We start from the raw sequence: 25,781 nt of genomic DNA, 5'->3' as shown, positions 1-25,781 counted from the left end.
CGAAGATGCGGGTCGTGGTTGCTCATGGAAACCTCAGAACAACGAGCCCTGATTGCCCGGCTCCCTGGCTTTCGCCGGCGATTTCGCGGCCAGCTTCGGCCGTGCGCCGCCGCTTGTGGCGATGGCTTCGGCATTGCCGTCGGCGAATTCCAGCTGCAGCGCCACGCCGGGCGCCACCTCCGCGACCCGCTTGATCACGGCGCCGTCAGCGTCCTTGACCAGCGCGAAGCCGCGCGCCAGCACGGCTTTGTGCGACAATGTCGAAAGCAGCCGGTCCGCCTGGGTGAGAGCCGCGCGCAGCCGGTCGAGCCGCCGCGCCGTCGCCTGGTCCTGCCTGCGCGACAGTCCGGCCAATGCGTCGGCCTGCAGCTTCTGCCGTCGGACGATCGGCGCCGGCGACAGCCGCGTAGAATTGCGCTGAAAGCGCGCGCGGCGCTCGCGCACGATGGCGAAGAACGCGGCTCGCGCCCGGGCAATGTCGCGGCCGGTCAGCGTGCGCGCTTCGTTGAGGCGCCGCGACAGGGTCGCCGGCGTCAGCCTTTGCCGCTCCAGCGTTGCTCGCTTGCGCTCGATATTCACCGTCAACCCGCGGCCGAGCCGGCTGGTCGCATCGTCGAAACGGCGGCGCGGCAGCGCCAGCAACTGGTCGGGCGAGGGGAGTGCCCGCGCCGCCGCGCGCACCGCCTGGCGCTTGCGCTCCAGATGCCGCGAGGCGCAGGCGTTGAGCCGCGCGCCGAGGCTGGCGAGCGTCGCCTCCAGGTCCGCCCTGACCGGTACGGCGATCTCGGCCGCACCCGTCGGCGTCGGCGCGCGCATGTCGGCGACGAAGTCGATCAGAGTCGTATCGGTCTCGTGCCCGACGGCCGAGATCACCGGGATGCCGGACGCCGCAACGGCGCGCGCCAGCCCTTCGTCGTTGAAGCCCCAGAGGTCTTCGAGGCTGCCGCCGCCGCGCGCCACGATCAACAGATCGGGCTGGCGGATGGGTCCCTCCCATGTCAACGCGTTGAAGCCGTTGACCGCAGCCGTGACTTCCCTGGCGGTCGTGTCGCCCTGAACCCTCACCGGCCAGACCAGCACATGGAGCGGAAACCGGTCCTTGATGCGATGGATGATGTCGCGGATCACCGAGCCGGTCGGCGAGGTGACGACGCCGATGACGCGCGGCATGAAAGGCAGCCGGCGCTTGCGGCCGGCATCGAACAGGCCTTCGGCCTGCAGCCGTCGTTTGCGCTCTTCGAGCAGCGCCATCAGCGCGCCGGCGCCCGCCGGCTCCAGATTGTCGATGACGATCTGGTAGTTGGATTTGCCGGGATAGGTCGTCAGCTTGCCGCTGGCGATCACCTCCATGCCTTCCTCGGGGCGGAACTTCAGCCGCGCCATGGTGGTCTTCCAGACCACGGCATCGATCCGAGCCCGGTCGTCCTTCAACGCGAAGTAGGCGTGGCCGGACGAATGCGGGCCGCGATAGCCGGAAATCTCGCCACGCACCCGCACATTGCCGAAGGCGTCCTCGACAGTGCGCTTCAGCGCGCCGGAAATCTCGCTCACCGTGTATTCGGTGGCGTTGCTGCGTGATTCGGTTGCTGTTTCACTCATTTGGCGATTGGGGAACGCTTATCGGCCCGCGTCAAGCGCGGAGAAACCGCGCTAATATAATAACGCGATCTTAAGCCCGATTTGCTTTGACAGGCCCAGAAGAGCCGGCCGGGGACCTGATGAGCGTACGCCAAAACAGCAGCCCGTTGACCCGTCAGGTCACCCTGACCGTGCTGACGCTCGCCGCTTTCGCTTTGGTCATCGTCGTAGGCTTCGGCTTCTACGCGGCCAGCCAGGCCGATGATGCCTCGCTCGTACGACAAAAGATGTTCATCGCCGATGGTTTGAAGGACCAGATTGCGTCTGTTCAGCGGGAGCAGGAAAGCGTTTCGGTCTGGGATGACGCGATCATCAATGTGAGGGCAGGTAATCAGACCTGGATCGAAGAGAATCTCAGTGTCTGGATGTACACCTATTACGGTCACAACCGGGTCTATATTCTCGACGCCGCCAATCATGCGATCCACGCCATGCGCGAGGGCAAGGTGGTCGACGCTTCCGCCTATGGCGAGGACCAGCCCACGCTTCTTCCCATCATCGAAAAACTGCGTCGCATGCTGGCTGGGCCGCCGCAGACCGATGCGTACGGCCAGCCTGCGAAGATGATGGCCGGGGATCTGGTGTCGCTGGACGGCAAGCCGGCGATCCTGAGTGTGATGCCGCTGGTGCCGAGCTCGGACAGGATCACCCAGGCGCGCGGCACCGAGTGCCTGCATGTGTCGGTCGAATTCATCAACGACGCGGTGATCGGCAAGATCGCCGGGAAGTACCTGCTTGATGGCGCGCGGTTGGTGCCTTTGTCACAGCCGGCTGGCCCAGCAGCCGTGCCGCTGGTCGATTCGCGCGGCGTCATCCTCGGCTATATCGGCTGGGACCAGCTGCGGCCCGGCCTTGCCTTGGTGCGCGAGATCGCTCCTGCCTTGGCGATCGCGCTGCTCCTGGCGGGCGGTGTGCTGGTCTTCCTGTTGCGCAGGTTGCGTCGCGCCTCGGCCGCGCTGCAGACCAGCCAGGACCAGGCGCAGTATCTCGCCTTCCACGACACGCTCACCGGCCTCCCCAACCGGGCGCTGTTCGAGGACCGCTTGCGGCGCACGCTGCTGTTCGCCAGCCAGGACAGGACGCGCGTGGCGCTGCTTTACCTCGACCTCGACCGCTTCAAGCATATCAACGACACGCTCGGCCATCCGGCCGGCGACGAGCTCGTGCGTCAGACGGCGGCGCGGCTCAAGCACACGATCCGCGAAGTCGATACCGTTGCGCGACTCGGCGGCGACGAATTCGCCGTCATCCTGCTTGACGTTCCCGACGCCGGAAGCGCCGAGGACATCGCCGAAAGGCTGCTCTTGAAGCTGCGCGAGCCGTTCCGGCTGATCGACGACCAGGTCTTCGTCAGCGCGAGCGTCGGCATCGCGCTGTCGTCCGGATCGGACACCGACGCGGACGACCTGTTGCGCAAGGCCGACATCGCGCTTTACGAGGCCAAGAAGAACGGTCGTGGCCGCTACGAGCTGTTTGCCGGCGACATGGACGATCTCCTGTTGCGCAAGCGCAAGGTCGAATCCGAACTCCGCAAGGCGCTCGACGGCGAAGGTGGCATCAAGCTCGCCTATCAGCCGGTATTCGCGGCCGACGGCCGCGGCATACTGGGGGCCGAAGCGCTGATCCGCTGGGGGCATGAAGTGCATGGTGCCTTGCCGGCCGCGCAATTCATCGCGATTGCCGAAGAGCGCGGCCTTATCGGTGAGCTCGGCAAATGGGCGCTGGGCGAAGCCTGCCGCTTCGCCGTCACGACCGAATTGCCGTGGATCGCCGTCAACATCTCTCCGATGCAGCTGCGTAACATCGGCTTTGCCGAAGAGGTCGCCGAGATCCTGAGCGAAACCGGGCTCGACCCGTCCCGCCTGCAGCTAGAGACCACCGAAAGCGTGTTGCTCGAGCACGATGACGCGATCGGCACGGTGATTGCCGCGCTGCGCCAGTCCGGCGTGCGCATCGTGCTCGACGATTTCGGCACCGGCTATTCCTCGCTGAGCTATCTGCGCCGCCAGGCGATCGACAAGCTGAAGATCGACCGCTCTTTTGTGCGTCTGCTCGACGAGGACGAAAGCGCCCGCGCAATCGTCAAGACGCTGATCGAGCTGGCGCTGGCGCTCAAGGTCGAGGTGACCGCTGAAGGCGTCGAGACCGACGTGCAAAAAGTCTTGCTGGTCGGCATGGGCTGCCACCAGTTGCAGGGCTATCTGCTGTCGCCGCCGCTGGAGCCCGGCCAATTGCTTGCGCTGCCGGGTGTTTCGTCCGTCGACCGGGAACTTTCGGCAGCTCGCGCCTGACTTTACCAGCCAGGCATGATCTGGTTCGCCTTGACCCGCTTCATCTTGGCGAAGGCGAGCGCGGCGAAATCGAAGCTTCCCGCCTCCTCGCTGACCGGCACGGAAATGTTGTCGAGGCTCTCGGCGATATGGCGGGCCAAGGCGTCGACGATTTCCGGCTGCGAGGTCTGGCCGCGCATGATGCCGATGCGGCAGTCCGGCAACTGGCCGAAGCCGTCGGCCTCGCCGAGCACGCGCATGCCGGGCCGGAGCGCGCATTCCGGCAGCACCGAGACCGCCAGGCCGGAAAGCACGGCCGCGGTGATCACCGTGGCCGAGAAGCTGGAGAACAGCACGCGGTATTCGCGGCTCTGCCGGTCGAGCACGTCGACCGCGGCGCGCCGCCAGATGCAGTTCGGCCGCCCGAACGCCATCGGCAGGGTTTCCTGCTCATGCGTGGCGTGGTTGGCCGAGGTGACCCACAACAGCGGCTCGCGCCGCACCACCTCCGACTGGCCGCGCGTGTCGTTGTGCGTCACCAGCGCCAGGTCGAGATTGCCGCGCTTGATGTGCTCGACCAGCCCCGGCGTCGGCTCGCAGACGACCGTCAGCTCGACGCGCGGGTTGGAGCGCGAGAAGCGCGCCATGATCTCGGGCAGGAAGCGGTCGGCATAGTCGTCGGGTGTGCCGATGCGGATCGTGCCTTCCAGCCGCTGGTCGTCGAAGGCGGCCAAGGTCTCTCGGTTGAGGTGGATCAGCCGCCGCGCATAGGAAAGCAACCGGTCGCCTTCCTCGGTCAGCTTGTTGGTGCGGCCGTCCTTTTCGAACAGCGGCTTGCCGATCCGCTCCTCCAGCCGCCGCATCTGCATCGACACCGCCGACTGCGTGCGGTGGACCTCCTCGGCCGCGCGGGTGAAGCTTCCCGTGTCGGCGATCGAGATGAAGGTCTGCAACTGATCGAGGTCGAGCGGCGCTTTCATCGGTCCAACCTATCATTGATGTTGATGCTACAGATTAAAAACATTCGTTGGATTAATCAATCGCGCGATGGCAAATTGGCATCGTCCACATGAAAGCAGTGCGTGTCGCCCAAAAGTGGCCCCCGGTTTTGGCGGCAACGACATGCATCACGTCAATGAATGGAAACCGGAACGGCGCTTCTCCCAAGGCGCCGCTTGCCTGGTTTCGTCCGCTCGACTCCTGGAAGGAGAGACTGACATGACCACGATTGAATTCGCTTCCGAGACCCCGCGCATTACCACGCGTCCGGCCGTTGCGACGCGTGCGCTCAATGCTCTCGCCAACGCCTATGTCGCCTGGAAAAATCGCCGCGCATTCTATCGCCTGGGCGAGATGTCGGACGCCGAGCTTGCCGATATCGGCCTGACCCGCGCCGACCTTCATGTCGCCGTCGCCGTGCCCTTCGGCCGCGACCCGACGGTGAAGCTGCGCGCCATCGCCAGCGAGCGCGCCGACACCATCGAGGATCTCGCTCGTCAGGTAGCCTGAACGGCCGCGTTGCCTGGATTTCCGGTCGCGTTGAACCTTTTCACGGCTCGGCGCGACCAAGTCTCATGCAGGCTCCCACACTCCCTGCCGGTTCCCCGCCGGCCAGCCTGCACATTGCCCGGTTCCTCCTCCAGGACCGGGCATTTTTCTTTAGTTCGTCATTCTAGGGCGGAGCAAGGAGCGAAGCGACGCGCGCAGACCCTAGAATCCATGCCGTGACGTTGATGTACTGTGCAGAATTCTGCTCCGCTGCACCCTTCGGCGAAGGTAACGGCATGGATCCTCGGGTCTACGCTCCGCTTCGCGTCGCTGCGCCCGTGGATGACGACCTCGCCGTCGACGCGCTACCTACCGCCGGTCCATGTCGCGCTTGAACTGATCGAAGATCGTCCCGACGCTCTTCTCATATTCGTCGCGCTGCTGAGCACCGGTCTCGAACATCTTGCCGAAGATGTCGTCGAACGGGTTTCGCGGCCGGCCGCTCGGGTTGGTCTGCGGCTGTTGCGGCGCGCTTTGCTGCGGCTGCGGCTGTGGCGCCGGCTGCCCACCCGGCAGGCCGAAACCGCCGCCACCCTGGCGCAGCATCTCCTCGAAGATCTTGCCGAGCGGGTTGTCGCCATAGGGGCTTTGCGTCGGCTGTGTCTGCTGCGGCGCGCCACCGCCGAACATGTCCTGCAGCACTTTGCCGAGCGGGTTCTCGCCATAGGGATTGGGCGCTTGCTGGGGCTGGCTTTGCGGCTGCTGCGGCGCGCCACCGCCGAACATGTCCTGCAGCACTTTGCCGAGCGGGTTTTCGCCATAGGGATTGGGCGCGGGCTGCGGCGCCTGGCGTTGCTGCGGCGCCGGCGCAACGCCGCTCTGCCGCATCATCTCCTCGATGATCTCGCCGAGCGGATTGTTGCCGCCACCGAAACCGCCGGCGGCCTGCATCTGCCCCCCACTCAATTGATTGTTGGTCTGCTTGAACAGCCCGCCCATCATCATCGAGGCCAAGGCCGGCAGCATCTGCTGCAGCACCTGCTGGCTGAGGCCAGTCGCCTGCGCGGCCTGGCTCGCCACGGCGCGCGATAAATCCTTCGAGCCGAACAGATGGCCGAGAATGCCGTTGCCCTCATCGATGCCTTGCGGCGAAAAGGCCCTCGTGGCGTCCTCGAAATACTTGGCGTGCTGGCCGCTTGCCATCGCCGTCATGAAGGCGCCCATCCCGTAAGGGTCGGCGGTGTTGCGCTGCAGCCCTTGCGAGAAGGCGGGCAGAAGCGCCTGCACCGCGGCCTGCGTCTGCTGCATCGAAAGCCCGTATTGCTGGGCCAGCGCCTGCATGCCGGCTCCGTTCTGGGCTTGAGCGAATATGTCGAACAAGGAAGGCATTGGCATCTCCTCCGAGAACATCCTCGTGGAAGAAACCTAGTTCGTTTCCATTCCTGATTGAAGCGGCTTTCGTCGCGCCACCGTCACGCGGAACCCGGACGGTTAATAGGCATACTCCATGAACACGGGCTCGATCGAGCCGCCCCAGCGCGTGTGATAGGCCGACAGCATCTCCTCGGCGCTGGTCGTACCGCGCGCGACCACTTCGTCGAGTGTGTTGAGAAACGAGGTCTCGTCATAGCCGTCGCGATTTTTCTTGCCGCGGTTCTTGAGTCCCATGCGCGAGATGGCGAGCACGTCGCGGGCGACGTCGCGCAAGGTGGCATTGCGGAATGGCGCCGCAATGCCTTGCTCCGGCACGGCGTTGCGCATCGCCAGGGCTTCTTCGTAGGTCCAGCTCGCCGTCAGCGCCTCGGCGACATCCAGTGCCTGCTCGTCATAGAGCAGCCCGACCCAGAAGGCGGGGAGGGCGCAGATGCGCCGCCACGGGCCGCCGTCGGCGCCGCGCATTTCGAGGAAACGCTTCAGGCGCACGTCGGGAAACAGGGTCGAGAGATGGTTTGCCCAATCGCCCATCGTCGGCAGCCCGTCGGGAATCTCGTTGCGCGCGGCGCCTTCCATGAACTGGCGGAACGTGTAGCGCGTCATGTCGTGATAATGGCCGTCGCGGATGACGAAATACATCGGCACGTCGAGCGCCCATTCGACGTAGTCGGCGAAGCCGAAATCGGGCGAGAAGCAGAATTCGAGCATGCCGGAGCGCTGGTTGTCGGTATCGCGCCAGATGTCGCCGCGCCAGCTCTGCAGGCCGTTCGGCCGGCTCTCGGTGAAGGGCGAGTTGGCAAACAGCGCCGTCGACAGCGGCTGCAGCTTCAGCGACACCTGCATCTTGCGGCGCATGTCCGTCTCGCTCTCGAAGTCGAGATTCACCTGGATCGTGCACGTACGGTACATCATGTCGAGGCCCTTGGTGCCGACCTTCGGCATGTAGCGGGTCATGATCTCGTAGCGCGACTTCGGCATTTTCGGCGTGTCGGCAAGCGACCATTTCGGGCTGCCGCCGAGGCCGAGGAAGCGGATACCCATCGGTTCGGCGATCTCGCGCACCTGCGCCAGATGCGCATTGCCCTCGCGACAGGTCTGGTGGATCGATTCCAGCGGCGCGCCGGAAAGTTCGAACTGGCCGCCGGGCTCCAGCGAGATTGCGCCCTGGCCGGTCGGCTCGACCAGGCCGATGATGCGGCCGGCATCCATTATCGGATCCCAGCCGAGCTTCTCCTGCATGCCTTCGAGGATGGCGCGGATGCCGCGCTCGCCGCCATAGGGCACAGGCGCGTTGCCATCGACATAGAAGGGGAATTTTTCATGCTCCGTGCCGATGCGCCATTTGTCGCGCGGCTTGTTGCCGGCGGCCAGATAGCCAACCAGTTCGTCGATGCCTTCGATGGGCTGGGTATCGGTTGTGTCGCGCGCCATCTAGCCCCTCCGTGCGCATGATATCCGAAAACCGGCACCGATTTCCGCTGGACGTCCTGCGCAAGACTTCAAATGCTACAGCGCCCTCTGCTCCTCGAAAAGGAGGCGCGGTGCTGCAGGGGCCGGACGGCCGCCGGCGCTAGATGGACGAAATGCCGGCAGCCGATCAAGCAAAAAATCCTGAGCCAGGCCTCAACAGGATTTGATCACCAGTCGCCGATCGTCGCCTGGATCGCGGCAAGCGCTGCCACCGCCGCCGTATCGGCGCGCAGGATGCGCGGTCCGAGCGGAATGGCGGTGACGAAAGGCAAGGCCCTCAGCATCTTGCGCTCGTCGTCGGAAAATCCGCCCTCGGGTCCGACCAGAAGCGCAAGTTTCTTCTCACTTACCGCTTGCAAGGCCGGCAGCGGATTGTTGGTCGAGGCATCCTCGTCGCAGAAGATCAGACGCCTCTCCTTGTCCCAATTGGCAAGCAGCCGTTCCAGCTTTTCCGCTTCGCGCACCTCCGGCACCGCAAGGATCCCGCATTGCTCGGCCGCCTCGACGACATTGGCGCGCAGCCGATCGATGCCGGGCTTTGCCACCTGCGTGTGCTGGGTGATGACCGGCTGCAACTCACCGGCCCCCATCTCGACGGCTTTTTGCACCAGGTAGTCGAGCCGGCCCTGCTTCAGCGGTGCAAAGCAATAGACGAGATCGGGCAGCGGCGGCTGCGGCCGCTGCAGCTCGAGCACATTCAGCCGGACCGCCTTCTTGGACTTCGCGGCGATCGAAGCCGACCATTCGCCATCGCGGCCGTTGAAAAGCAGGACCTCGGCGCCTTCGCCGAGCCGCAGCACATGAGCGAGATAGTGGCTCTGCTGCTGTCCGGCGTCGAATTCGAGGCCGGGCCCAAGATCGTCCGGCACGAACAGGCGTTGCATCTTGTAATTGGCGCGCATGGCCGAGCAATGAGCGAGGCTCTCCCCGGCGTCAAGTCGTAGGGAAAGACGACACGCGAAGGTCGGAACACCAATGCCGGTTTGTCTTGCGATCATAGAAGCTGCGAGCCAGGAAATTGCGAGGGATCGAGGGATCAATGAGCAAGATTACACGTGGCAGTTGCCTATGCGGCGCCATTCAGTACGAGTTGCGTGGCGAATTGCGTCCGATCGTTGCCTGTCACTGCAACCAATGCACGAAGGCCAGCGGTCATTTCGCGGCCGCCACCCAGGTCGAACAAGCGCAGGCGGCCATCGCGGGCGATACATTGCGTTGGTTCAAATCGTCGGAGCATGCCGAGCGGGGCTTCTGTTCCGTATGCGGCGGCAACCTGTTCTGGCGCCGATTCGGCAGTCCTTTCATATCTGTCTGGGCCGGGACCATCGACGGCAAGACAGGTCTTAAGATGGAACGCCAGCTCTATCCGGAATCGGCCGGTGACTATTACGATCTGCCGGCGGTGCCGATGGTGTCGCAATCGGATCTGAAATAACCGCGGTTAGCCCGCCCAGACGGGGCGATATCCGGCGCGGAGCACGGCGACGGTTGTCGGTGGCGTGATCATGATCGGATTGGCCAGTTCCGGCGCGTCCAGCCGGATCGGCGGTTGATAGCCGCCGAAGCTCCAGGGCAGGGCTGAACCATCAAGCAGCGCGTAGGATTTGTTGCCCACGGCGATCATGGTGCCGCCTGGCAGGCTGGCGAGCGATGCGGGATCGAGCCTTGCCCCTTGTCCGCCCGAGGCCAGCCGTTCCTTGTGCAGCCGCTTGTCGACCATCGGCGCGCGGGGGAGTTCAATGCCGAACGCTTCGCCGAAGCGGCTCACGAAATCGGTCGCCCGTTCGCGCCGGCAGAAGAAGCAGGGCCGATGGCCGGCGGCCAAAGCCGTCACCTCGTCGAGGAAGAAGAGCTCGGTCCAGCCGGCCTTGCCGCCAGGCCGATTGCGGCCCATCGGCTCGCGCCGGACATTGCGGAACTGGCAGACGCAGATGATCCAGGCCGGCAGGGCCCAGCGCTTCTTCAGAAGCGTCCTGGTCTCGGGGTCATGGATGATGCCGCGATTGCCGGTGAACAGGCCACGTTCCGGCACGGCGTGGATAGCGCCGAAGGGATCGACCCGGTTCTGCAGTGGCATAGCTTTCTCTCCGCTGCGCATCTTGGCTGAAACACGGGCCGCATGATATCGCTCGCCCCAGCATTTTCATGTCAGCAGGTTTTCGATGCGGGTTTTGGTCGTCCAGAATTTCGACAATGAGGGCCTTGGCCAGATCGGCGCGGCCCTTGTGGAAGCCGGCGCCGACATCGATCTGCGCAAGCCTTACCACGGCGAAGCGCTGCCGCAGGACAGCAGCGAGCATGACGCCATGGTGATGTTGGGCGGCGCCCAGAACGCGCTCGACGACGAGATCTGCCCCTACTTCCCTGCATTGCTCGACCTGACCCGCGATTTCGCCGACAAGGATCGTTCGGTGCTCGGCATCTGCCTTGGCAGCCAGCTTGTGGCGCGCGCCTTTGGCGGCGCCAACCAGATCGGCGGCGCCACCGAGTTCGGCTGGCATAAGGTGTCGCTGACGCCGGCCGCCAAATCGGACCCGGTCCTGGCGGCGCTGCCCGAGAAATTTCCGATCTTCGAATGGCATGACGACACGTTCGGCCTGCCGGAAAACGCCGTGCGGCTGGCCGGCAGCTCAGTCGCCGAAAACCAGGCCTTCCGCCTCGGCCGCGCCGTCTATGGCTTCCAGTTCCACTTCGAGGCGGATACGCCGATGGTGCGCGACTGGAGCACGTCCTTCGCTGCAATGATCGCCGAGCGCCATCCCGACTGGAACGACCGGCTCGACGACGAGCTCGCCCGCAATGGCGCCGACGCCGACGCTGCCGGGCTGGCAATTGCCCGCGCCTGGGTGGCCACGATCTGATCCAAGCCCATCCTTGGACGAGGCGTGGCATAATTGGCACGCTTGCTGGTTTCCGCCTGGGGACAACATTCTTCTTTCTTGGTTTGTGTCCGGCCGCTCGCCTAAGAGGGCGCGCTTTGTATCGTCGGTGCAACCGCCATGAACCTTTTGTGTGATCCAGCCGACACACCGGCGATACAGAATCTGCTTAGAAGCGCGAAATCGTCGAAACATTGAGACGCATTTTATCGTTTCAACGCATTGGTAACCGCCTCGTGCCCAGATGCAGAAAGCTTAACCAGAGATGACGTCCGTGAAAGCAGCTCTCCTGTCTTTTGTCATGCTGTCTGCCATCGTGCTCTGCGGCCTGGGCATTTATGCCGCCGACGCAGCGACCAACCACCGGGCCGTCGACGGCTACGGCGTCACCGCCTCGCTGAACTAGATCCGGACAAAATCTGAGGCACGTCCGCGCCGGGGGGTAGCGCCTAAAGCGCTTTTCCCTGCACGGCGATGATGCGTTTGTCGCCGCCATCGATGGCGAGCGCGCTCAGCGTTCCGGATTTCCAGGCAAGCGTGTCGACATTGACGCGGTTGGCCCTGACCTCGGCCTCGGGTACCGGCGTGTGCCCATGCACGATCACCTTGGGAAAGAGACCGGGGTGGTCATGGAAGGCATCACGGATCCAGATCAGGTCCTGCTGGCTCTGACGGTCGAGCGGCACGCCCGGCCTTATCCCTGCATGGCAGAAGAAGAAGTCGCCGAAACTCACCGAAAAAGCCAGCGATTGCAGGAAGTCGACATGGCTGCGCGGCACCGCTTTCACCAGGGCCATATGTCCCCGCGCGATCGCTTCCGCCTTGCCGAACCAATGGCCGTCGCGCAGCAGATCCACGCCATAGGACTGCGCCGTCTGCACGCCGCCGTAATTCATGAACAGGCCGTCCGGCTCGGCATCGGCAAGGAATTCGAGCATGCCGATGTCGTGGTTGCCGGCGAGCATGATGTTGCGCGGATCGCGTTTCTGCGCCTCGATCAGGAAATCGATGACGCTTCTGGAATCCGGCCCGCGGTCGACATAGTCGCCGAGATGGATGATGCGCCAGTCGGACGCGGGCGCATATTCCAGTTCGCTCTCGATGCGCCGGTGCATGGCGGCGAGCAGGTCGTGCCGCCCATGCACATCGCCGATGGCGTAAAGCCGAATGCCTTCCGGCCCGCTTGCGTCGAGGTAGTGGATGCCGGTTTCGGTCAAGGAACCTATCTTTTCGTGTTGGTCGCCGCGCGCAAGCTAGGACCAATCGATGAACAACGCCCTAGCGCTGCAGCTTATCCTTGCCATGTCCGCGATGAGGCGCTCGCCGCGCGCTAGCGCCGAAGCTGATCCTTGCCCATGTCGGTCACCAGCCGCTTGCCGCAGAGCGCCAGCGTGATGTCCATTTCCTTGCGGATGATTTCGAGCGCCTTGGTGACGCCATCCTTGCCCATCGCGCCGAGGCCGTAGAGGAAGGGACGGCCGATATAGGTGCCCTTGGCGCCGAGGCAGAGCGCCTTGAGCACATCCTGGCCGGAGCGGATGCCGCCGTCCATATGGACTTCGATCTTGTCGCCGACCGCATCGGCGATTTCTTCCAGCACCGAGATCGAGGAGGCGGCGCCGTCGAGCTGACGCCCGCCATGGTTGGAGACCACGATCGCGTCCGCTCCGGTCTCGGCCGCCATCAGCGCGTCCTCCTTGTCGAGAATGCCCTTCAGGATCAGCTTGCCGCCCCAGCGCTCCTTGATCCAGGCGACATCCTTCCACGACAGCTGCGGGTCGAACTGCTCATTCGTCCAGGACGACAGCGAAGAGACGTCCCCGACGCCCTTGGCGTGGCCGACGATGTTGCGGAAGGTGCGGCGCGATGTGCCGGCGATCCCCAGGCACCAGCGCGGCTTCAGCGCAAGGTCGATGATGTTGGCAAGCGTCATCTTGGGCGGTGCCGAAAGCCCGTTGCGGATATCCTTGTGGCGCTGTCCCAGGATTTGCAGGTCGAGCGTCAGCACCAGCGCCGAGCATTTCGCCGCCTTGGCCCTGTCGATCAGATTGAGCACGAAATCCTTGTCGCGCAGCACGTAGAGCTGGAACCAGAACGGCTTTTTGGTCACCGAGGCGACATCCTCGATCGAGCAGATGCTCATGGTCGATAGCGTGAACGGAACGCCGAACGCTTCCGCCGCCTGCGCCGCCAGCATCTCGCCATCGGCATGCTGCATGCCGGTAAGCCCGGTCGGGGCGAGCGCCACCGGCATCGCCACCTTCTCGCCGATCATGGTCGATTCCAGCGAGCGGTTGCTCATGTCGACCAGCACGCGCTGGCGGAACTTTATCTTGCCGAAATCCTCTTCGTTGGCCCGGTAGGTGCTCTCCGTCCATGCGCCGGAATCGGCGTAATCGAAGAACATCTTCGGCACCCTGCGGCGTGCCAGGTCCTTGAGGTCGGCGATGGTGAGGATTTCGCTCATGGTTGTCCCGCTAATCTGTGCTTAGGAGCGTTTTCGTGTGGGTTCGATGTCGCCGGCGTCCGAGCGCTGTCTGAGGCGCAGCCTGGACACGCGCTGCCAGTCGCCGCTGCGCTCGGCTTCCGCCATCGAGCGTTCGACATAGGTGATGTGGTCCATCGCCGCCTTGCGCGCCGCGATCGGATCGCCGGTCTTGATCGCGGTATGGATCGCACGGTGCTGCTCGAGCAGTGCCTCGCGCGCGCCGGGCACGCCGAACACCAGAAGCCTGTTCTGGAACACGCCCTCGGAGAGCAGCCGGTAACAGGAGCGCAGCGTGTGCAGCAGGATGATGTTGTGCGCGCATTCGCACACCGCATGGTGGAACTCGACGTCGATTTCCGCCTCGTCGTCGAAATCGCCGGTCCGGTGCGCCTCGTCCATGCGCGCCATGATGCCGTCGAGCAGGGCCAGATCCTCCGGCGTTGCCCGTCGCGCCGCATATTCGGCCGCCACCGCCTCGATCTCGCGCCGGTATTCCAGATAGTCGGTCACCGCCTTGCGGTGCGTGGAGATAAGGTCCGTCACCGGCTTGGTAAAGAGCTGGCCGATGACGTCGGCGACATGCGTGCCGCCGCCGGCCTTGGTCGTCAGCAGCCCGCGGCCTTCCAGCGCCTTCAGCGCATCGCGCAGGATTGGCCGCGACACCTCGAACTGTCGCGCCAGCTCGCGCTCGCCGGGCAGCCGGTCGCCGGTGCGCAGCACGCCTTCGAGGATCAGGCTCTCGATCTGCTGCACCACCTCGTCGGCGGTGCGCGAATGTTCGATCCTGGAAAAAATGTCGCTCAAAGGGACGCCTGGAGAACGGGACGGAGATGATCCAGATTAAAGCCTCTGTCGCCAACTGGTCAAATTATTTATCCAATTCGTCCCGTCTGGTCGCAGAGTTCGCCGCGCGTCAGCCTCCCCGGACGCCAATATTTGCTGTTTACGCGTCCCGCCGATTGCCGCAAGACGACCGGATTGCACGATGGGTCGAAACCAGGGGGACCAGCCGTGTCGGACGAGACGTCCAAACTCGAATTCCAGCCGCGCGCCCAAGGCAGCGTGATGGGCTTCCCGGCGCATGAGGGGCGGCCTGGCGCGCTGGGCGAAGTCCATGCGCGTCCGCACCCGCTGATCGAAAAACCGCGCGTGCTGATCCAGCTTTCCTTCATGACCGAGGGCGGCGCCGCTGTCGACCATGCCGTGCTTTCGGAGCTGTCGCGGCGGCTGGGTATCGCCGCGCCCGAGCGCAATGCGCGCCACCATGCCATGAAATGGGGCAAGGGCACGCTGCGCTGGGAGCGGCATACGGAATTCTCGACCTATCTTTGGGAAGGGCCGCTGGCCGAAAACGGCCGGGCGCAGGAGGATTCGCCCTTCGGCAACGGTTTTTCGCCACCGGGCACCGTGATTTCGGGCATCCGCCTCGAAATCCGCAAATGGACGCAGACGAGCGAAAGACTGGCTGCCGGCTTCGACCCGACCAGCCTGTGCTATTCGCTGGTCGAGCGGGGCGCCGCCGCCATCGTCACTGATTTCCGCCAGGACGGCGACGGCTTGACGCGCATGCTGGTGCTCGATCGCGGCCTGACGCCGGCCAGCACCGGCGCCTTGTCGCAGCGCCTGATCGACATCGAGACCTATCGCACGCTCGCCATGCTTGGCCTGCCGATGGCCTTGACGCTGTCCGGCCGCGCCCGCCGCATCGAGGACCGCCTGGCGCAGACCACGCTGGAAATGAAGGCGGTCGAAACCCGCGACAGCCAGACGCTGCTCGCCGATCTTACCGAACTTGCCGCGGAGCTCGAGGCCGACGCAGCATCCAGCCTCTATCGTTTCGGCGCCAGCCGCGCCTATGACGGCATCGTCACCGAAAGGCTCAAAGCGCTGGATGAAGAGCCGGTGCAAGGCTACGACACCTGGGCGGGCTTCCTCTTGCGGCGCATGGCGCCGGCCATGCGCACCTGCCGCTCGGTGGAGGAGCGCCAGGCGAACCTGTCGCGAAAACTCACCCGCGCCACCACACTGCTGCGCACCTGGGTCGACGTCGAAGTGGAGAAGCAGAACCGCGACCTGCTCGCCTCGATGAACAACCGCGCCCGGCTGCAACTGCGCCTGCAGCAGACGGTCGAAGGCCTCTCGGTCGCCGCCGTCTCATACTATGTCGTCGGCCTTATCGGCTATGTCGCCAAGGGCGCCTCGATCTTCGGGCACGCTTTCGCGCCCGAAGTCGTCACTGCCGCCTCCGTGCCGGTCGCCATCCTGCTTGTATGGTGGGGCGTGCGCCGCGTACGCAAGATGCATTCGGAGCCGGCGAAGCATCCAGGCGAATAAGCGGCCAGGCTTCATCTAGCGCGACCCAGGCCGCAGCGGCAGATTGCCGCTGCGGAAGCTTGCGGTTACGCTTGGCGTGGAGCGCGACCAAAGCAGCGTTTGCAACGGATGCGTCAGGCTGGTAAAAGATTTTGACCAGTCAAAGCCAGATGAGGCTGCCCGATGTCCGGCCTAGCCATGCCCAAGCCAGATGCCGAAACGATGCGCCGCCGCGCCGAGATCGTCGCCGACATGCGCATCATCGTGCCGGGCGAGGGGGTTGTCGACGCAGCCAATGAAATGCGCGCCTTCGAAAGCGACGGCCTCACTGCCTATCGGCAACTGCCGCTGGTCGTGGTGCTGCCGGAGACGGTGGCGCAGGTCTCCCGCGTCCTCAAATACTGCAACGAGCGCAACATTCGCGTCGTGCCGCGCGGCTCCGGCACCTCGCTATCGGGCGGCGCGCTGCCGCTCGAAGATGCCGTGCTGCTGGTGATGAGCCGCTTCAACCGCATCCTGGCGATCGACTATCCAAACCGCGTCGTGGTCGCCCAGCCCGGCGTCACCAATCTCGGTATCACCACCGCCGTCGAGCAGGAGGGCTTTTACTATGCCCCCGATCCATCCTCCCAGATCGCCTGCTCGATCGGCGGCAACGTCGCGGAAAATTCCGGCGGCGTGCACTGCCTGAAATACGGGCTCACCGCCAACAATGTTCTGGGCATCGAGATGGTGCTGATGAATGGCGAGGTGGTGCGCCTCGGCGGCAGCCATCTCGACCAGGAAGGCTATGACTTGCTCGGCGTGATGACCGGCTCCGAAGGCCTGCTCGGCGTCGTCACCGAGGTGACGGTGCGCATCCTGAAGAAGCCGGAGACGGCGCGCGCGCTGCTGATCGGCTTTCCGAACAGCGAAGAGGGCGGCCAGTGCGTCGCCGATATCATCGGCGCCGGCATCATCCCGGGCGGCATGGAGATGATGGACCGCCCGGCGATCCACGCGGCGGAGGATTTCGTCCATGCCGGCTATCCGCTCGATGTCGAGGCGCTGCTGATCGTCGAGCTCGATGGCCCGAGTGTCGAGGTCGATCACCTGATCGGACTGGTCGAGGCGATCGCCTATCGCAATGGCTCGACCACCTGCCGCATCTCGCAGTCGGAACAGGAACGGCTGAGCTTCTGGGCCGGCCGCAAGGCGGCCTTCCCGGCGGTCGGCCGCATCTCGCCCGACTATTACTGCATGGACGGCACCATCCCGCGCAAGGAACTGCCGAGGGTGCTTGCCGGCATGCGCGACCTTTCCGAGAAATACGGGTTGGGCGTCGCCAATGTCTTCCACGCCGGCGACGGCAATCTGCACCCGCTGATCCTCTACGACGCCAACGTCCCGGGCGAGCTCGACAAGGCCGAAAGCTTTGGCGCCGACATCTTACGGCTCTGCGTCGAGGTCGGAGGCGTGCTGACCGGCGAACACGGCGTCGGCGTCGAGAAGCGCGACCTGATGCCGGAAATGTTCAACCAGGTCGACCTCGACCAGCAGATGCGGGTGAAATGCGCTTTCGATCCCAATCATCTGCTCAACCCCGGCAAGGTTTTTCCGCAACTGCGCCGGTGTGCGGAGCTGGGAAGGATGCATGTGCATCGCGGACAGGTGGCGTTTCCGGATATTCCGAGGTTTTGATGGGCGGTCAATTTCGGATGACTGCGTTCCTTCGCGCCCCCCTCTGTCCTGCCGGACATCTCCCCCACTTGGGGGGAGATCAGCTGTCATCGCAGCCTTCGCCAATCTTCGACGTTGCAAGGGAGGCGCGGCGGCAAAAATTGCCAATCTCCCCCCAAGTGGGGGAGATGTCCGGCAGGACAGAGGGGGGCGCGAAGGAACGCGGCCTGTCGCCGTCTCGGGCTTCGCCCGAGTCACCTCTCCCCCGCTTTGCGGGGCGCGAGGAACTGGAGCGATGACCACCTTCACTCCATCCACTTCCGCCGAAATCCTCTCCACGGTCCAATGGGCAGCGGCGGAAGAAACGCCGCTGGAAATCCTCGGGCACGGCTCGAAGCACGGCATCGGTCGTCCGCTGCAGACCGAGCATACACTCGACCTCTCCAAGCTCACCGGCGTCACCCTCTACGAGCCGGCCGAACTGGTGCTGTCGGCCCTCGCCGGCACGTCGCTCGCCGAACTCGAAAAACTGCTTGCCGAAAACGGCCAGCAATTTGCGTTTGAGCCGATGGACTACGGCCCGTTGCTCGGCGGCGAGCCGGGCCAAAGGGGCAAGAACGGCACGATCGGCGGCGTGCTGGCTTCGAACCTCTCCGGTCCCCGCCGTCTCAAGTCGGGCGCGGCGCGCGACCATATCCTTGGCGTTGCCGCTGTTTCGGGGCGCGGCGAGGCGTTCAAATCGGGCGGCCGCGTGGTCAAGAACGTCACCGGCTACGACCTGTCGAAGCTGATGGCGGGAAGCTGGGGCACGCTCGCCGTGCTGACCGACGTGACTTTCAAGGTCCTGCCGGCGGCCGAAACAGAAGTGACCTTGGCCATCCGCGGTCTGCTCGACGATGCGGCCGTCGCGGCCATGGCGCTGGCGCTCGGCTTCAGCGCCGAAGTGTCGAGCGCTGCGCATCTGCCGGAGCGCATCGCCGCGAAGGTCGCCAGCGGCAAGCACGGCAGCGATGCCGCCACGCTGCTGCGGGTCGAGGGGTTTGGGCCTTCGGTCGTCTACCGCATCGAGGCGTTGAAGCAGTTGCTCGGCAAGGCGGGTCCGCTCGAAGAGATCGCGGGCGAGGCGTCGAAGACGATCTGGCGCGATATCCGCGACTGCGCACCCTTCGCCGATGGCGGCGCGCGGCCGGTCTGGCGCGTGTCGATGGCGCCGTCTGAGGCGCATCACATGGTGATGGCTCTGCGCATGCAGGCGGCGGTCGATGCCTTCTACGACTGGCAGGGCGGCTTGGTGTGGCTGTCGATGCGCGAGGGCGATCCGGAGGCCGAGCTACTGCGCGGCTTGATCCGCAAGCATGGCGGCGGCCACGCGACGCTGGTGCGGGCGTCCGCCCCGCACCGTGCGGCGCTGCCGGCGTTCGAGCCGCAGCCGCCGCATCTCGCGGCATTGTCGGCGCGGCTCAAGGCTGAGTTCGACCCGAAGAATATCTTCAATCCCGGCCGCATGGGTTAGGACCGCGACATGCAGACCAATTTCTCAGCAGCGCAGCTCGCCGATCCACATGTCGCGGAATCGGAGAAGATCCTGCGTAAATGCGTGCATTGCGGCTTCTGCACCGCCACTTGTCCGACCTATGTGACGCTTGGTAACGAGCTGGATTCACCGCGCGGCCGCATCTACCTCATCAAGGATATGCTGGAGAACGGCCGGCCGGCGGACAAGGAGATCGTCACCCATATCGACCGTTGCCTGTCCTGTCTTGCCTGCATGACGACCTGCCCTTCTGGCGTGAACTACATGCATCTGGTCGACCATGCCCGCGCGCATATCCAGGAGACTTACAAACGGCCGCTGCTCGACGGGCTGACGCGCGCCATGCTGGCTTTCGTGCTGCCTTACCCGACCCGCTTCCGCGCCGCGTTGAAGCTTGCCGGGCTCGGCCGGCCGTTCATCGGCTTGTTCGAAAAGCTGCCGGCGCTGAAACCGGTCGCGGCGATGCTGAAGCTTGCACCCGCGTCGATCCCGCCGGCATCGCCGATGGCGAAACCGGGCACGCATGCCGGGCAAGGCATACGGCGTGGTCGCGTGGCGATCCTGACCGGCTGCGCGCAATCCGTGCTCGATCCGGCGATCAACGATACGACCATCTCCCTGCTGACAAGATTGGGCGTCGAGGTCGTGGTGCCGGAAGGCGAGGGCTGCTGTGGCGCGCTGGTCCACCACATGGGCCGCGAGGATCAGGCCCTTGCCTCGGCGAGGCGGAATGTCGATGCCTGGACGCGCGCCATCGACCAGGGTGGCCTCGACGCCATCATCATCACCGCGTCGGGCTGCGGCACCACCATCAAGGACTATGGCTTCATGCTGCGCCTCGATCCCGCCTATGCCGAAAAGGCCGCGCGCGTCTCGGCTCTCGCAAAAGACGTCACCGAATATCTTGCCGCGCTCGACCTGCCGGAGCCGGTGCGCAAGCCGGGCACGGTCGTCGCCTATCACTCTGCCTGCTCGATGCAGCATGGACAGAAGATCACGCGCCAGCCGAAGGAGCTTCTCACCAAGGCGGGCTTCGTCGTGCGCGAGCCGCGCGAGGGGCATTTGTGCTGCGGCTCGGCCGGCACCTACAACATCCTGCAGCCCGAGATTTCCGCCAAGCTGCGCGACCGCAAGGTGAAAAACATCGAGGCGACAGGCGCGGAAATCGTCGCCACCGGCAATATCGGCTGCATCACCCAGATCGCCTCCGCCGCGAAGCTGCCGGTGGTGCACACGGTCAAATTGCTCGACTGGGCTTATGGCGGTCCGAAGCCGGAAGGCGTTTCCGACAGCGGTTTGATCGCCGCGGAATAACTATTCCGCCGCGAGTTGATCCGGCACGCCGTAGGTCGCGCGGTAGAGCGCGCGCTGGCGGTTGAGCGCCACCATGGTGTTGCGCAAGAGGATCGCGACGGTGAGTGGGCCGACGCCGCCCGGCACCGGCGTGATCCAGGAGGCCACTTCCTTGACGCTGTCGGTATCGACGTCGCCGACGATACGGGTTTCGCCATCAGGTCCGACCTCGGAGTTGATGCCGATGTCGATGACGGCAGCGCCCGGCTTCACCATGTCGGCCTTGATCAGCCTGGGCTTGCCGACGGCGACGAACAGCGCATCGGCGCGGCGCGCATGGGCCGCCAGCGAGCGCGTCATGTGGTGGCACACCGTCACCGTCGCGCCCTCGCTCATCAACAGAAAGGCGATCGGCTTGCCGACGATCTCGGAATGGCCGACGACGACCACTTCGAGCCCCTTGAGCTCGAGGCCGGTCTCCTTCAGCAGTTCGACCGAGGCCGCCGCGGTGCAGGGCGCCAGGTCGAGCTGGTTGTAGACGATGTTGCCGATCGAGGCCGGATGCATGCCCTCGACGTCCTTCAGTGGATGCACCGCCGCCTGCAGCGTCTTGATCGGGATATGCGCCGGCACCGGCCGCTGGATGATGATGCCGGTGACGCGCGGGTCGGCGTTGAGGCCATGGATCGCGGCCTCCAGCTCGCCGGCGGTGATGTCGGCGGCGAAGCGCCGCTCCTCGAAGCCGATGCCGGCAAGGGCTGCCTTGGCGCGCTGGTTGCGCACATAGACATCGACCGCCGCGATATCGCCGACGGTGATCGAAACCAGCTTAGGCGGAAAACCTTCGGCCGTGGCGATCGCCGCGTCCTCGCGAACGGAAGCGATGATGCGCTGGGCGACCGGGCCGCCTTTCAGGTAGCGGCTGTCGTCGGTCCGGGTCATGGCTGGCACCTTTTGCCTTCTCTGAGCAATTCAGGGGACAGGCGCGGGAGCGGCTTTCTGTCTGGAATTGCGTAACAACTAAGATTTTGTGCGCTGCAATAGCAGAGGAGCGCCGGGAAATCAGCCCCGAAAGCGAAACCGCCTGCTTTCGGGGCGACTTGCCGCGCCCTGCATCAGAAGAAAAACTCAAAAAATGAAAAGGGCAGCGCGATTGCCCGCGCTGCCCCTTCGCGACCGGCCGTATCCCCACACGGCCCGTCCCCCGTAAACTCTGTCATCGGTTTAAGCACATCCCGCGGGATCGTACTATGACTTGGCGGCAACAGCAGGAGACTAAAAGCGCTGCGCCGTCTAACCGGCTGATTCGCTGCGACTATATCACCTCGACCGTGGTTCCGACATTGACGCGCTCGTAAAGGTCGACGACGTCCTCGTTGCGCATGCGGATACAGCCGGAAGACACCGCGCCGCCGATCGTCCAGGGCTGGTTGGTGCCATGGATGCGGTATTCGGTGGTGCCGAGATAGAGCGCGCGCGCGCCGAGCGGGTTCTCGATGCCGCCGGCCAGGTAGGTCGGCAGGTAACGGCCCTTGGCCGCCTCGCGCTTGATCATCTCCGCCGGGGGGCGCCAGTCCGGCCACATCTTCTTGTCGGTGATCTTGTGCGTGCCCGACCATTCGAAGCCCGGTTTGCCGGTGCCGACGCCGTAGCGCCGCGCCTTGCCGTTCTTCTCGACCAGGAAAAGGAAGTTCTGATGCGTATCGATGATGATGGTACCCGGCTTCGCCGGCCCGTCATAGGCGACTTCCTGCGGCAGGTAGATCGGGTTGATCTGTGGCCGCATCACCATGCGTTTGGCCGGCTGCTGCACTGCCGCCGTGCGCTGCCGGTCGGGCTGCGCCTCGAACAGGCGGCGCAGCGGCTGCTGCGTTGCCTGCCGGGCCGGGCGCACGATGCCCGGCGCACGGCCAAGCTGCAGCACCCAGGGCGCCGAAAGGTCGGGGCTCACCATGACCGGCGGCATGTCGGCATAGCGGTCATTGGCAAGGGAGGTCGTGGCGCCGGCGGCAAGAATGGCCACCGCGCCAAGCAGGGAACAAAACGCTGTCTTCATCGGAACGCACCTTGATCGTCGAACTCGTCCGGGCGGGGAGGGCCTCGGCTTCGCGATCCTGGCGCGCAGCGGCAAGCAAAGCATGAATCGGAATGCGTAAAATGCCGCTTTGTCAGTAAACCTTTTGGTGTGGTTACCGGCCGGTTCAGGAATCTGGTAAAGCCACCGTAAACTTGGCGCCGAGGCGCGTTAACGAACGGATTTGGTAGCGATGGCGACTGAACATGCCGGTATTCTCGACGGCCCCGACGGCAAGGCGCGCTGCTTCTGGCACGGCAATCTGCCGGACTATCTCCACTATCACGACCACGAATGGGGCCGGCCGGTAACGGATGATCGCCGGCTGTTCGAAAAGATCTGCCTGGAAGGCTTCCAGTCGGGCCTGTCGTGGCTGACCATCCTGCGCAAGCGCGAGAATTTCCGCGAGGCCTTCGCCGGTTTCGACTTCGACAAGGTGGCGGCGTTCACCGACACGGATGTCGAACGCCTGCTCGGGAATGCCGGCATCATCCGCCATCGCGGCAAGATCGTCTCGACCATCAACAACGCAAAACGCGCCCGCGAGATGGTGGACGAGTTCGGCTCCCTGGCCGCGTGGTTCTGGAAGTTCGAGCCGGATCCGCAGGAGCGGCCCGAAATCGTCGACCTCGCACATCTGCGCGCCAATCCGACGACGGCCGTGTCGGTCAGGATATCGAAGGAGTTGAAGAAGCGCGGCTGGAGCTTTGTCGGTCCCACCACCGTCTACGCCTTCATGCAGGCCATGGGCCTGGTCAACGACCATCTCGAAGGCTGCTACTGCCGGGCGGAGGTGGAGAAAGAGCGCAAGAGGCTCAAGAGGCCGAAGTAGGGCGCTTTTGCCTTCTCCCACAAGGGTAGAAGGAGAAGGCTCACTTCTCGAACCTGCCCTTATGGCCGCTGCCGTTGATGTCCCAGACAAGGCTCGAGCCGGACACCGTCAGCACCAGTCCGCTGAAGCCGCTGTCGTCGGGCGTGTGATGCGTGGAGGCGGAGCTGCGGCCGGCCGGGATGACCTCGACGGTCGAGCCCTTCCTCACCCAGCAGCCCTTGCCGTACTGGTCGTTGGCGCCATAGGCGAGCGCGAATTCGAAGCTGCCGTCTTTCTTCAAAAGCAGCTCGGAACCGACTTCCATGACGCCGTTCAGGTAATAATGGCCGGCAAGACGGGCATCGCCCGGCTGGCACGCGTTGGCGGCAACGGGCATGCCACAGAAAAGCGCGCCTGCAAGCGCGCCTGCAAATCGCAACTGCATGATGATCCCCCGATCGTTGAATGAAAGTCAGACGCTGCCGGCGCCGGCCAGGAACAGCCCGGCGATGATAGCCGCCACGGCCGCGAAGGCCGGATAGATCACCAGCAGGCCAGTCACCAGCGCGTCGCGGGCGCTCGGCTTGGCCGCCGCAGCCTCGAACGGTCCGGCCGGCTGCTGTGCCGGCTTCAGCGTGCTGCCGGCGGGCCGCAGCCTGGCCGACCTGCCGCTCTCGATCATGTCTTCAGCCGTCGTCATGGCCCCGAACCCCTTGTTTCGACGCGCTTTATGGTCGTCGATTGTGTCGGCAGCATGCCGCGCCGGTGGCGGAATTGTTTCGTTTTTGGCGGGATATGTTTCAGTTCTTCCTTCTCCCGCAAGGGGAGAAGGGAAGGCGCTAACCCTTGCCGCTCCAAGCCGCATCGTTTAGGAAACGCGCGCTCGAAGTAAGTCACCACTGACTGGAAACCTCCATGGCCGACAAATCGGAAAAGACGAAAGCGCGGCTGCCGCGCGGTTTTGCCGACCGCAGCGCCGAAGACATCCGCGCCGTCGAGAAGATGATGGCGACCATCCGCTCGGTCTATGAGCTCTATGGCTTCGAGCCGGTCGACCAGCCGATGATCGAATACACCGATGCTCTCGGCAAGTTCCTGCCCGACCAGGACCGGCCGAACGAAGGCGTCTTTTCCTTCCAGGATGACGACGACCAGTGGCTGTCGCTGCGCTACGACCTGACCGCGCCGACAGCGCGTTTCGTCGCCGAGAATTTTGAAAAGCTGCCAAAACCCTATCGCAGCTATCGCTCCGGCTGGGTGTTCCGCAACGAGAAGCCCGGCCCCGGCCGCTTCCGCCAGTTCATGCAGTTCGACGCCGATACGATCGGCACGCCCGGTGTGGCGGCGGATGCCGAGATGGCGATGATGATGGCCGATGTCATGGAAGCGCTCGGCATCAAGCGCGGCGACTACGTCATCCGTGTCAACAACAGAAAAGTGCTCGACGGCGTGCTGGAGGCGATCGGCCTTGGCGGCGACCAGAATGCCGGCCGCCGCCTGACGGTGCTGCGCGCCATCGACAAACTGGACAAGCTTGGGCCGGAAGGCGTGAGGTTGCTGCTCGGTCCAGGGCGCTGGGATGGCGGCAAGGAAGGCGAGGGCGATTTCGCCAAGGGCGCCGGGTTGAATGACAAACAGGCCGAAGCGGTGCTTCTTGCAACCGCGAGGAACGGCCAGACGGCCCAGGATTCAAACGTCAATGCCAACGCTGTCTATCAGGAAGGCGTCGGCGAGCTCGCAACGATCGAGGCTTTGGTCAGGGCCGCAGGCTATGGCGAAGACCGCGTCGTGATGGATCGGTCCGTCGTGCGCGGCCTCGAATACTACACCGGCCCGGTCTTCGAGGCCGAGCTGCTGGCGGAGATCCCCAACGACGAAGGCCAGATTGTGCGCTTCGGCTCGGTCGGCGGCGGCGGCCGCTATGACGGGCTGGTCTCGCGCTTTCGCGGCGAGCCGGTGCCGGCGACAGGCTTCTCCATCGGCGTCTCACGCCTGATGACGGCGCTGAAGAACCTCGGCAAGCTCGACGTCTCCGATGTCATCGCGCCCGTCGTGGTGCTGGTCATGGACAAGGATACGGAAAGCCTCGGCCGCTACCAGAAGATGGTCGCCGACCTCCGCGCCGCCGGCATCCGCTCCGAAATGTATCTCGGCGGCGCTGGCATGAAGGCGCAGCTCAAATATGCCGACCGCCGCGGCAGCCCGGTCGCCATCATCCAGGGTGGCGACGAGCGCGCCAAGGCCGAAGTGCAGATCAAGGACCTGATCGAAGGCGCCCGCATGTCGGCGGAGATCACCGACAATGCCGAATGGCGGGCGGCACGGCCGGCGCAGGTGACGGTGGCGGAAGGCGAACTGGTTGGCGAGGTGAAGAAGATACTCGCGGGGCAGGCTGCTGATCGCGCGAAGGGTGGCGCTTGAACACCCCCC

24 protein-coding genes are annotated in these 25,781 nt (G+C 64.7%); 11 read left to right on the top strand and 13 right to left on the bottom strand.

Going from position 1 to position 25,781, the window contains the following annotated elements; genetic code table 11:
- Positions 1-33 precede the first annotated feature (33 nt).
- Positions 34-1,599: an exodeoxyribonuclease VII large subunit gene (gene xseA, locus FJ417_RS04695; protein WP_140782652.1), complete on the bottom strand. Its 1,566-nt coding sequence runs from the start codon at positions 1,597-1,599 to the stop codon at positions 34-36.
- Between the two features lie 119 nt (positions 1,600-1,718).
- On the opposite strand from xseA, the gene FJ417_RS04690 reads away from it, so the two are divergent.
- Positions 1,719-3,929: an EAL domain-containing protein gene (locus tag FJ417_RS04690; protein WP_140782651.1), complete on the top strand. Its 2,211-nt coding sequence runs from the start codon at positions 1,719-1,721 to the stop codon at positions 3,927-3,929.
- Positions 3,930-3,931: 2 nt separating this feature from the next.
- Here the strand turns inward: FJ417_RS04690 and FJ417_RS04685 are convergent, their stop codons facing one another.
- Positions 3,932-4,888 carry a LysR substrate-binding domain-containing protein gene (locus tag FJ417_RS04685; RefSeq protein ID WP_140643877.1) on the bottom strand — a complete coding sequence of 319 codons (957 nt, stop codon included), beginning with the start codon at positions 4,886-4,888 and terminating at the stop codon, positions 3,932-3,934.
- Between the two features lie 238 nt (positions 4,889-5,126).
- On the opposite strand from FJ417_RS04685, the gene FJ417_RS04680 reads away from it, so the two are divergent.
- Positions 5,127-5,417, top strand: a complete 291-nt coding sequence (locus FJ417_RS04680; protein ID WP_140643878.1) for a DUF1127 domain-containing protein — start codon at positions 5,127-5,129, stop codon at positions 5,415-5,417.
- 348 nt (positions 5,418-5,765) lie between these two features.
- Here FJ417_RS04680 and FJ417_RS04675 read toward each other — a convergent pair whose 3' ends face one another.
- The 3 genes from FJ417_RS04675 to FJ417_RS04665 form a co-directional block, all read right to left on the bottom strand.
- Entirely contained in the window at positions 5,766-6,785 is a 1,020-nt protein-coding gene (locus tag FJ417_RS04675; RefSeq protein ID WP_140782650.1) for a DUF937 domain-containing protein, read from the bottom strand.
- Between the two features lie 102 nt (positions 6,786-6,887).
- The gene (locus FJ417_RS04670) at positions 6,888-8,261 is read right to left on the bottom strand and encodes a glutamate--cysteine ligase (protein WP_140782649.1); all 1,374 of its coding nucleotides are present in this window, start codon (positions 8,259-8,261) and stop codon (positions 6,888-6,890) included.
- A 206-nt stretch (positions 8,262-8,467) separates the two neighbouring features.
- Positions 8,468-9,202, bottom strand: a complete 735-nt coding sequence (locus FJ417_RS04665) for a 16S rRNA (uracil(1498)-N(3))-methyltransferase (protein WP_140782648.1) — start codon at positions 9,200-9,202, stop codon at positions 8,468-8,470.
- Positions 9,203-9,339: 137 nt separating this feature from the next.
- On the opposite strand from FJ417_RS04665, the gene FJ417_RS04660 reads away from it, so the two are divergent.
- Entirely contained in the window at positions 9,340-9,735 is a 396-nt protein-coding gene (locus FJ417_RS04660; RefSeq protein WP_140782647.1) for a GFA family protein, read from the top strand.
- Between the two features lie 6 nt (positions 9,736-9,741).
- Here FJ417_RS04660 and FJ417_RS04655 read toward each other — a convergent pair whose 3' ends face one another.
- On the bottom strand, positions 9,742-10,377 hold the full coding sequence (locus FJ417_RS04655) for a hypothetical protein (protein WP_140654011.1): 636 nt from the start codon (positions 10,375-10,377) through the stop codon (positions 9,742-9,744).
- A gap of 85 nt (positions 10,378-10,462) precedes the next feature.
- Between FJ417_RS04655 and FJ417_RS04650 the strand changes: the two genes are divergently transcribed.
- Entirely contained in the window at positions 10,463-11,161 is a 699-nt protein-coding gene (locus FJ417_RS04650) for a type 1 glutamine amidotransferase (protein WP_140654012.1), read from the top strand.
- A 292-nt stretch (positions 11,162-11,453) separates the two neighbouring features.
- On the top strand, positions 11,454-11,585 hold the full coding sequence (locus FJ417_RS33775; protein ID WP_263481599.1) for a hypothetical protein: 132 nt from the start codon (positions 11,454-11,456) through the stop codon (positions 11,583-11,585).
- A 43-nt stretch (positions 11,586-11,628) separates the two neighbouring features.
- Here the strand turns inward: FJ417_RS33775 and FJ417_RS04640 are convergent, their stop codons facing one another.
- The 3 genes from FJ417_RS04640 to FJ417_RS04630 all read right to left on the bottom strand — a co-directional run bounded on the left by FJ417_RS04640 (position 11,629) and on the right by FJ417_RS04630 (position 14,471).
- Positions 11,629-12,396, bottom strand: a complete 768-nt coding sequence (locus FJ417_RS04640) for a metallophosphoesterase (protein WP_140782646.1) — start codon at positions 12,394-12,396, stop codon at positions 11,629-11,631.
- A gap of 113 nt (positions 12,397-12,509) precedes the next feature.
- Positions 12,510-13,646 (bottom strand): alpha-hydroxy acid oxidase, encoded by a 1,137-nt coding sequence (locus FJ417_RS04635; protein ID WP_140782645.1) that lies wholly within the window; start codon positions 13,644-13,646, stop codon positions 12,510-12,512.
- A gap of 21 nt (positions 13,647-13,667) precedes the next feature.
- Positions 13,668-14,471, bottom strand: a complete 804-nt coding sequence (locus FJ417_RS04630; protein ID WP_140782644.1) for an FCD domain-containing protein — start codon at positions 14,469-14,471, stop codon at positions 13,668-13,670.
- A gap of 207 nt (positions 14,472-14,678) precedes the next feature.
- Between FJ417_RS04630 and FJ417_RS04625 the strand changes: the two genes are divergently transcribed.
- The 4 genes from FJ417_RS04625 to glcF all read left to right on the top strand — a co-directional run bounded on the left by FJ417_RS04625 (position 14,679) and on the right by glcF (position 20,487).
- A complete protein-coding gene (locus tag FJ417_RS04625) occupies positions 14,679-16,001 on the top strand; it encodes a DUF3422 family protein (protein WP_140782643.1) in 1,323 nt (440 codons plus the stop codon).
- Positions 16,002-16,163: 162 nt separating this feature from the next.
- The gene (locus FJ417_RS04620; RefSeq protein WP_140782642.1) at positions 16,164-17,660 is read left to right on the top strand and encodes an FAD-linked oxidase C-terminal domain-containing protein; all 1,497 of its coding nucleotides are present in this window, start codon (positions 16,164-16,166) and stop codon (positions 17,658-17,660) included.
- Between the two features lie 274 nt (positions 17,661-17,934).
- On the top strand, positions 17,935-19,152 hold the full coding sequence (locus FJ417_RS04610) for an FAD-binding protein (protein WP_140782641.1): 1,218 nt from the start codon (positions 17,935-17,937) through the stop codon (positions 19,150-19,152).
- 9 nt (positions 19,153-19,161) lie between these two features.
- Entirely contained in the window at positions 19,162-20,487 is a 1,326-nt protein-coding gene (gene glcF, locus FJ417_RS04605; protein WP_140782640.1) for a glycolate oxidase subunit GlcF, read from the top strand.
- Here the strand turns inward: glcF and FJ417_RS04600 are convergent, their stop codons facing one another.
- On the bottom strand, positions 20,488-21,408 hold the full coding sequence (locus FJ417_RS04600) for a bifunctional 5,10-methylenetetrahydrofolate dehydrogenase/5,10-methenyltetrahydrofolate cyclohydrolase (protein WP_140782639.1): 921 nt from the start codon (positions 21,406-21,408) through the stop codon (positions 20,488-20,490).
- Between the two features lie 373 nt (positions 21,409-21,781).
- A complete protein-coding gene (locus FJ417_RS04595; RefSeq protein WP_140782638.1) occupies positions 21,782-22,522 on the bottom strand; it encodes a L,D-transpeptidase in 741 nt (246 codons plus the stop codon).
- Between the two features lie 211 nt (positions 22,523-22,733).
- Between FJ417_RS04595 and FJ417_RS04590 the strand changes: the two genes are divergently transcribed.
- Positions 22,734-23,372 carry a DNA-3-methyladenine glycosylase I gene (locus tag FJ417_RS04590; protein ID WP_140782637.1) on the top strand — a complete coding sequence of 213 codons (639 nt, stop codon included), beginning with the start codon at positions 22,734-22,736 and terminating at the stop codon, positions 23,370-23,372.
- 40 nt (positions 23,373-23,412) lie between these two features.
- Here FJ417_RS04590 and FJ417_RS04585 read toward each other — a convergent pair whose 3' ends face one another.
- Positions 23,413-23,796, bottom strand: a complete 384-nt coding sequence (locus tag FJ417_RS04585; RefSeq protein ID WP_140709118.1) for a hypothetical protein — start codon at positions 23,794-23,796, stop codon at positions 23,413-23,415.
- Positions 23,797-23,823: 27 nt separating this feature from the next.
- Entirely contained in the window at positions 23,824-24,051 is a 228-nt protein-coding gene (locus tag FJ417_RS04580) for a hypothetical protein (protein ID WP_140654032.1), read from the bottom strand.
- Between the two features lie 215 nt (positions 24,052-24,266).
- Here FJ417_RS04580 and hisS point away from each other — a divergent pair, with 215 nt between their 5' ends.
- A complete protein-coding gene (hisS, locus tag FJ417_RS04575) occupies positions 24,267-25,772 on the top strand; it encodes a histidine--tRNA ligase (protein WP_140782636.1) in 1,506 nt (501 codons plus the stop codon).
- Positions 25,773-25,781: the final 9 nt, after the last annotated feature.

The organism is Mesorhizobium sp. B3-1-7 (assembly GCF_006439385.1).
Classification (GTDB): domain Bacteria; phylum Pseudomonadota; class Alphaproteobacteria; order Rhizobiales; family Rhizobiaceae; genus Mesorhizobium.
Note: the sequence above shows the minus strand (reverse complement) of the source record. Positions and strands in the feature narration are given on the sequence as shown.

Bases quoted from the DNA above. Each gene is read 5' to 3' on its own strand.
- xseA (WP_140782652.1), bottom strand. From the start codon at position 1,599: ATGAGTGAAACAGCAACCGAATCACGCAGCAACGCCACCGAATACACG.
- FJ417_RS04670 (WP_140782649.1), bottom strand. From the start codon at position 8,261: ATGGCGCGCGACACAACCGATACCCAGCCCATCGAAGGCATCGACGAA.
- FJ417_RS04685 (WP_140643877.1), bottom strand. From the start codon at position 4,888: ATGAAAGCGCCGCTCGACCTCGATCAGTTGCAGACCTTCATCTCGATC.
- FJ417_RS04660 (WP_140782647.1), top strand. From the start codon at position 9,340: ATGAGCAAGATTACACGTGGCAGTTGCCTATGCGGCGCCATTCAGTAC.
- FJ417_RS04690 (WP_140782651.1), top strand. From the start codon at position 1,719: ATGAGCGTACGCCAAAACAGCAGCCCGTTGACCCGTCAGGTCACCCTG.
- FJ417_RS04590 (WP_140782637.1), top strand. From the start codon at position 22,734: ATGGCGACTGAACATGCCGGTATTCTCGACGGCCCCGACGGCAAGGCG.
- FJ417_RS04675 (WP_140782650.1), bottom strand. From the start codon at position 6,785: ATGCCTTCCTTGTTCGACATATTCGCTCAAGCCCAGAACGGAGCCGGC.
- FJ417_RS04585 (WP_140709118.1), bottom strand. From the start codon at position 23,796: ATGCAGTTGCGATTTGCAGGCGCGCTTGCAGGCGCGCTTTTCTGTGGC.
- FJ417_RS04620 (WP_140782642.1), top strand. From the start codon at position 16,164: ATGTCCGGCCTAGCCATGCCCAAGCCAGATGCCGAAACGATGCGCCGC.
- FJ417_RS04665 (WP_140782648.1), bottom strand. From the start codon at position 9,202: ATGCGCGCCAATTACAAGATGCAACGCCTGTTCGTGCCGGACGATCTT.
- FJ417_RS04600 (WP_140782639.1), bottom strand. From the start codon at position 21,408: ATGACCCGGACCGACGACAGCCGCTACCTGAAAGGCGGCCCGGTCGCC.
- FJ417_RS04655 (WP_140654011.1), bottom strand. From the start codon at position 10,377: ATGCCACTGCAGAACCGGGTCGATCCCTTCGGCGCTATCCACGCCGTG.
- hisS (WP_140782636.1), top strand. From the start codon at position 24,267: ATGGCCGACAAATCGGAAAAGACGAAAGCGCGGCTGCCGCGCGGTTTT.
- FJ417_RS04580 (WP_140654032.1), bottom strand. From the start codon at position 24,051: ATGACGACGGCTGAAGACATGATCGAGAGCGGCAGGTCGGCCAGGCTG.
- FJ417_RS04635 (WP_140782645.1), bottom strand. From the start codon at position 13,646: ATGAGCGAAATCCTCACCATCGCCGACCTCAAGGACCTGGCACGCCGC.
- glcF (WP_140782640.1), top strand. From the start codon at position 19,162: ATGCAGACCAATTTCTCAGCAGCGCAGCTCGCCGATCCACATGTCGCG.
- FJ417_RS04595 (WP_140782638.1), bottom strand. From the start codon at position 22,522: ATGAAGACAGCGTTTTGTTCCCTGCTTGGCGCGGTGGCCATTCTTGCC.
- FJ417_RS04610 (WP_140782641.1), top strand. From the start codon at position 17,935: ATGACCACCTTCACTCCATCCACTTCCGCCGAAATCCTCTCCACGGTC.
- FJ417_RS04650 (WP_140654012.1), top strand. From the start codon at position 10,463: ATGCGGGTTTTGGTCGTCCAGAATTTCGACAATGAGGGCCTTGGCCAG.
- FJ417_RS04680 (WP_140643878.1), top strand. From the start codon at position 5,127: ATGACCACGATTGAATTCGCTTCCGAGACCCCGCGCATTACCACGCGT.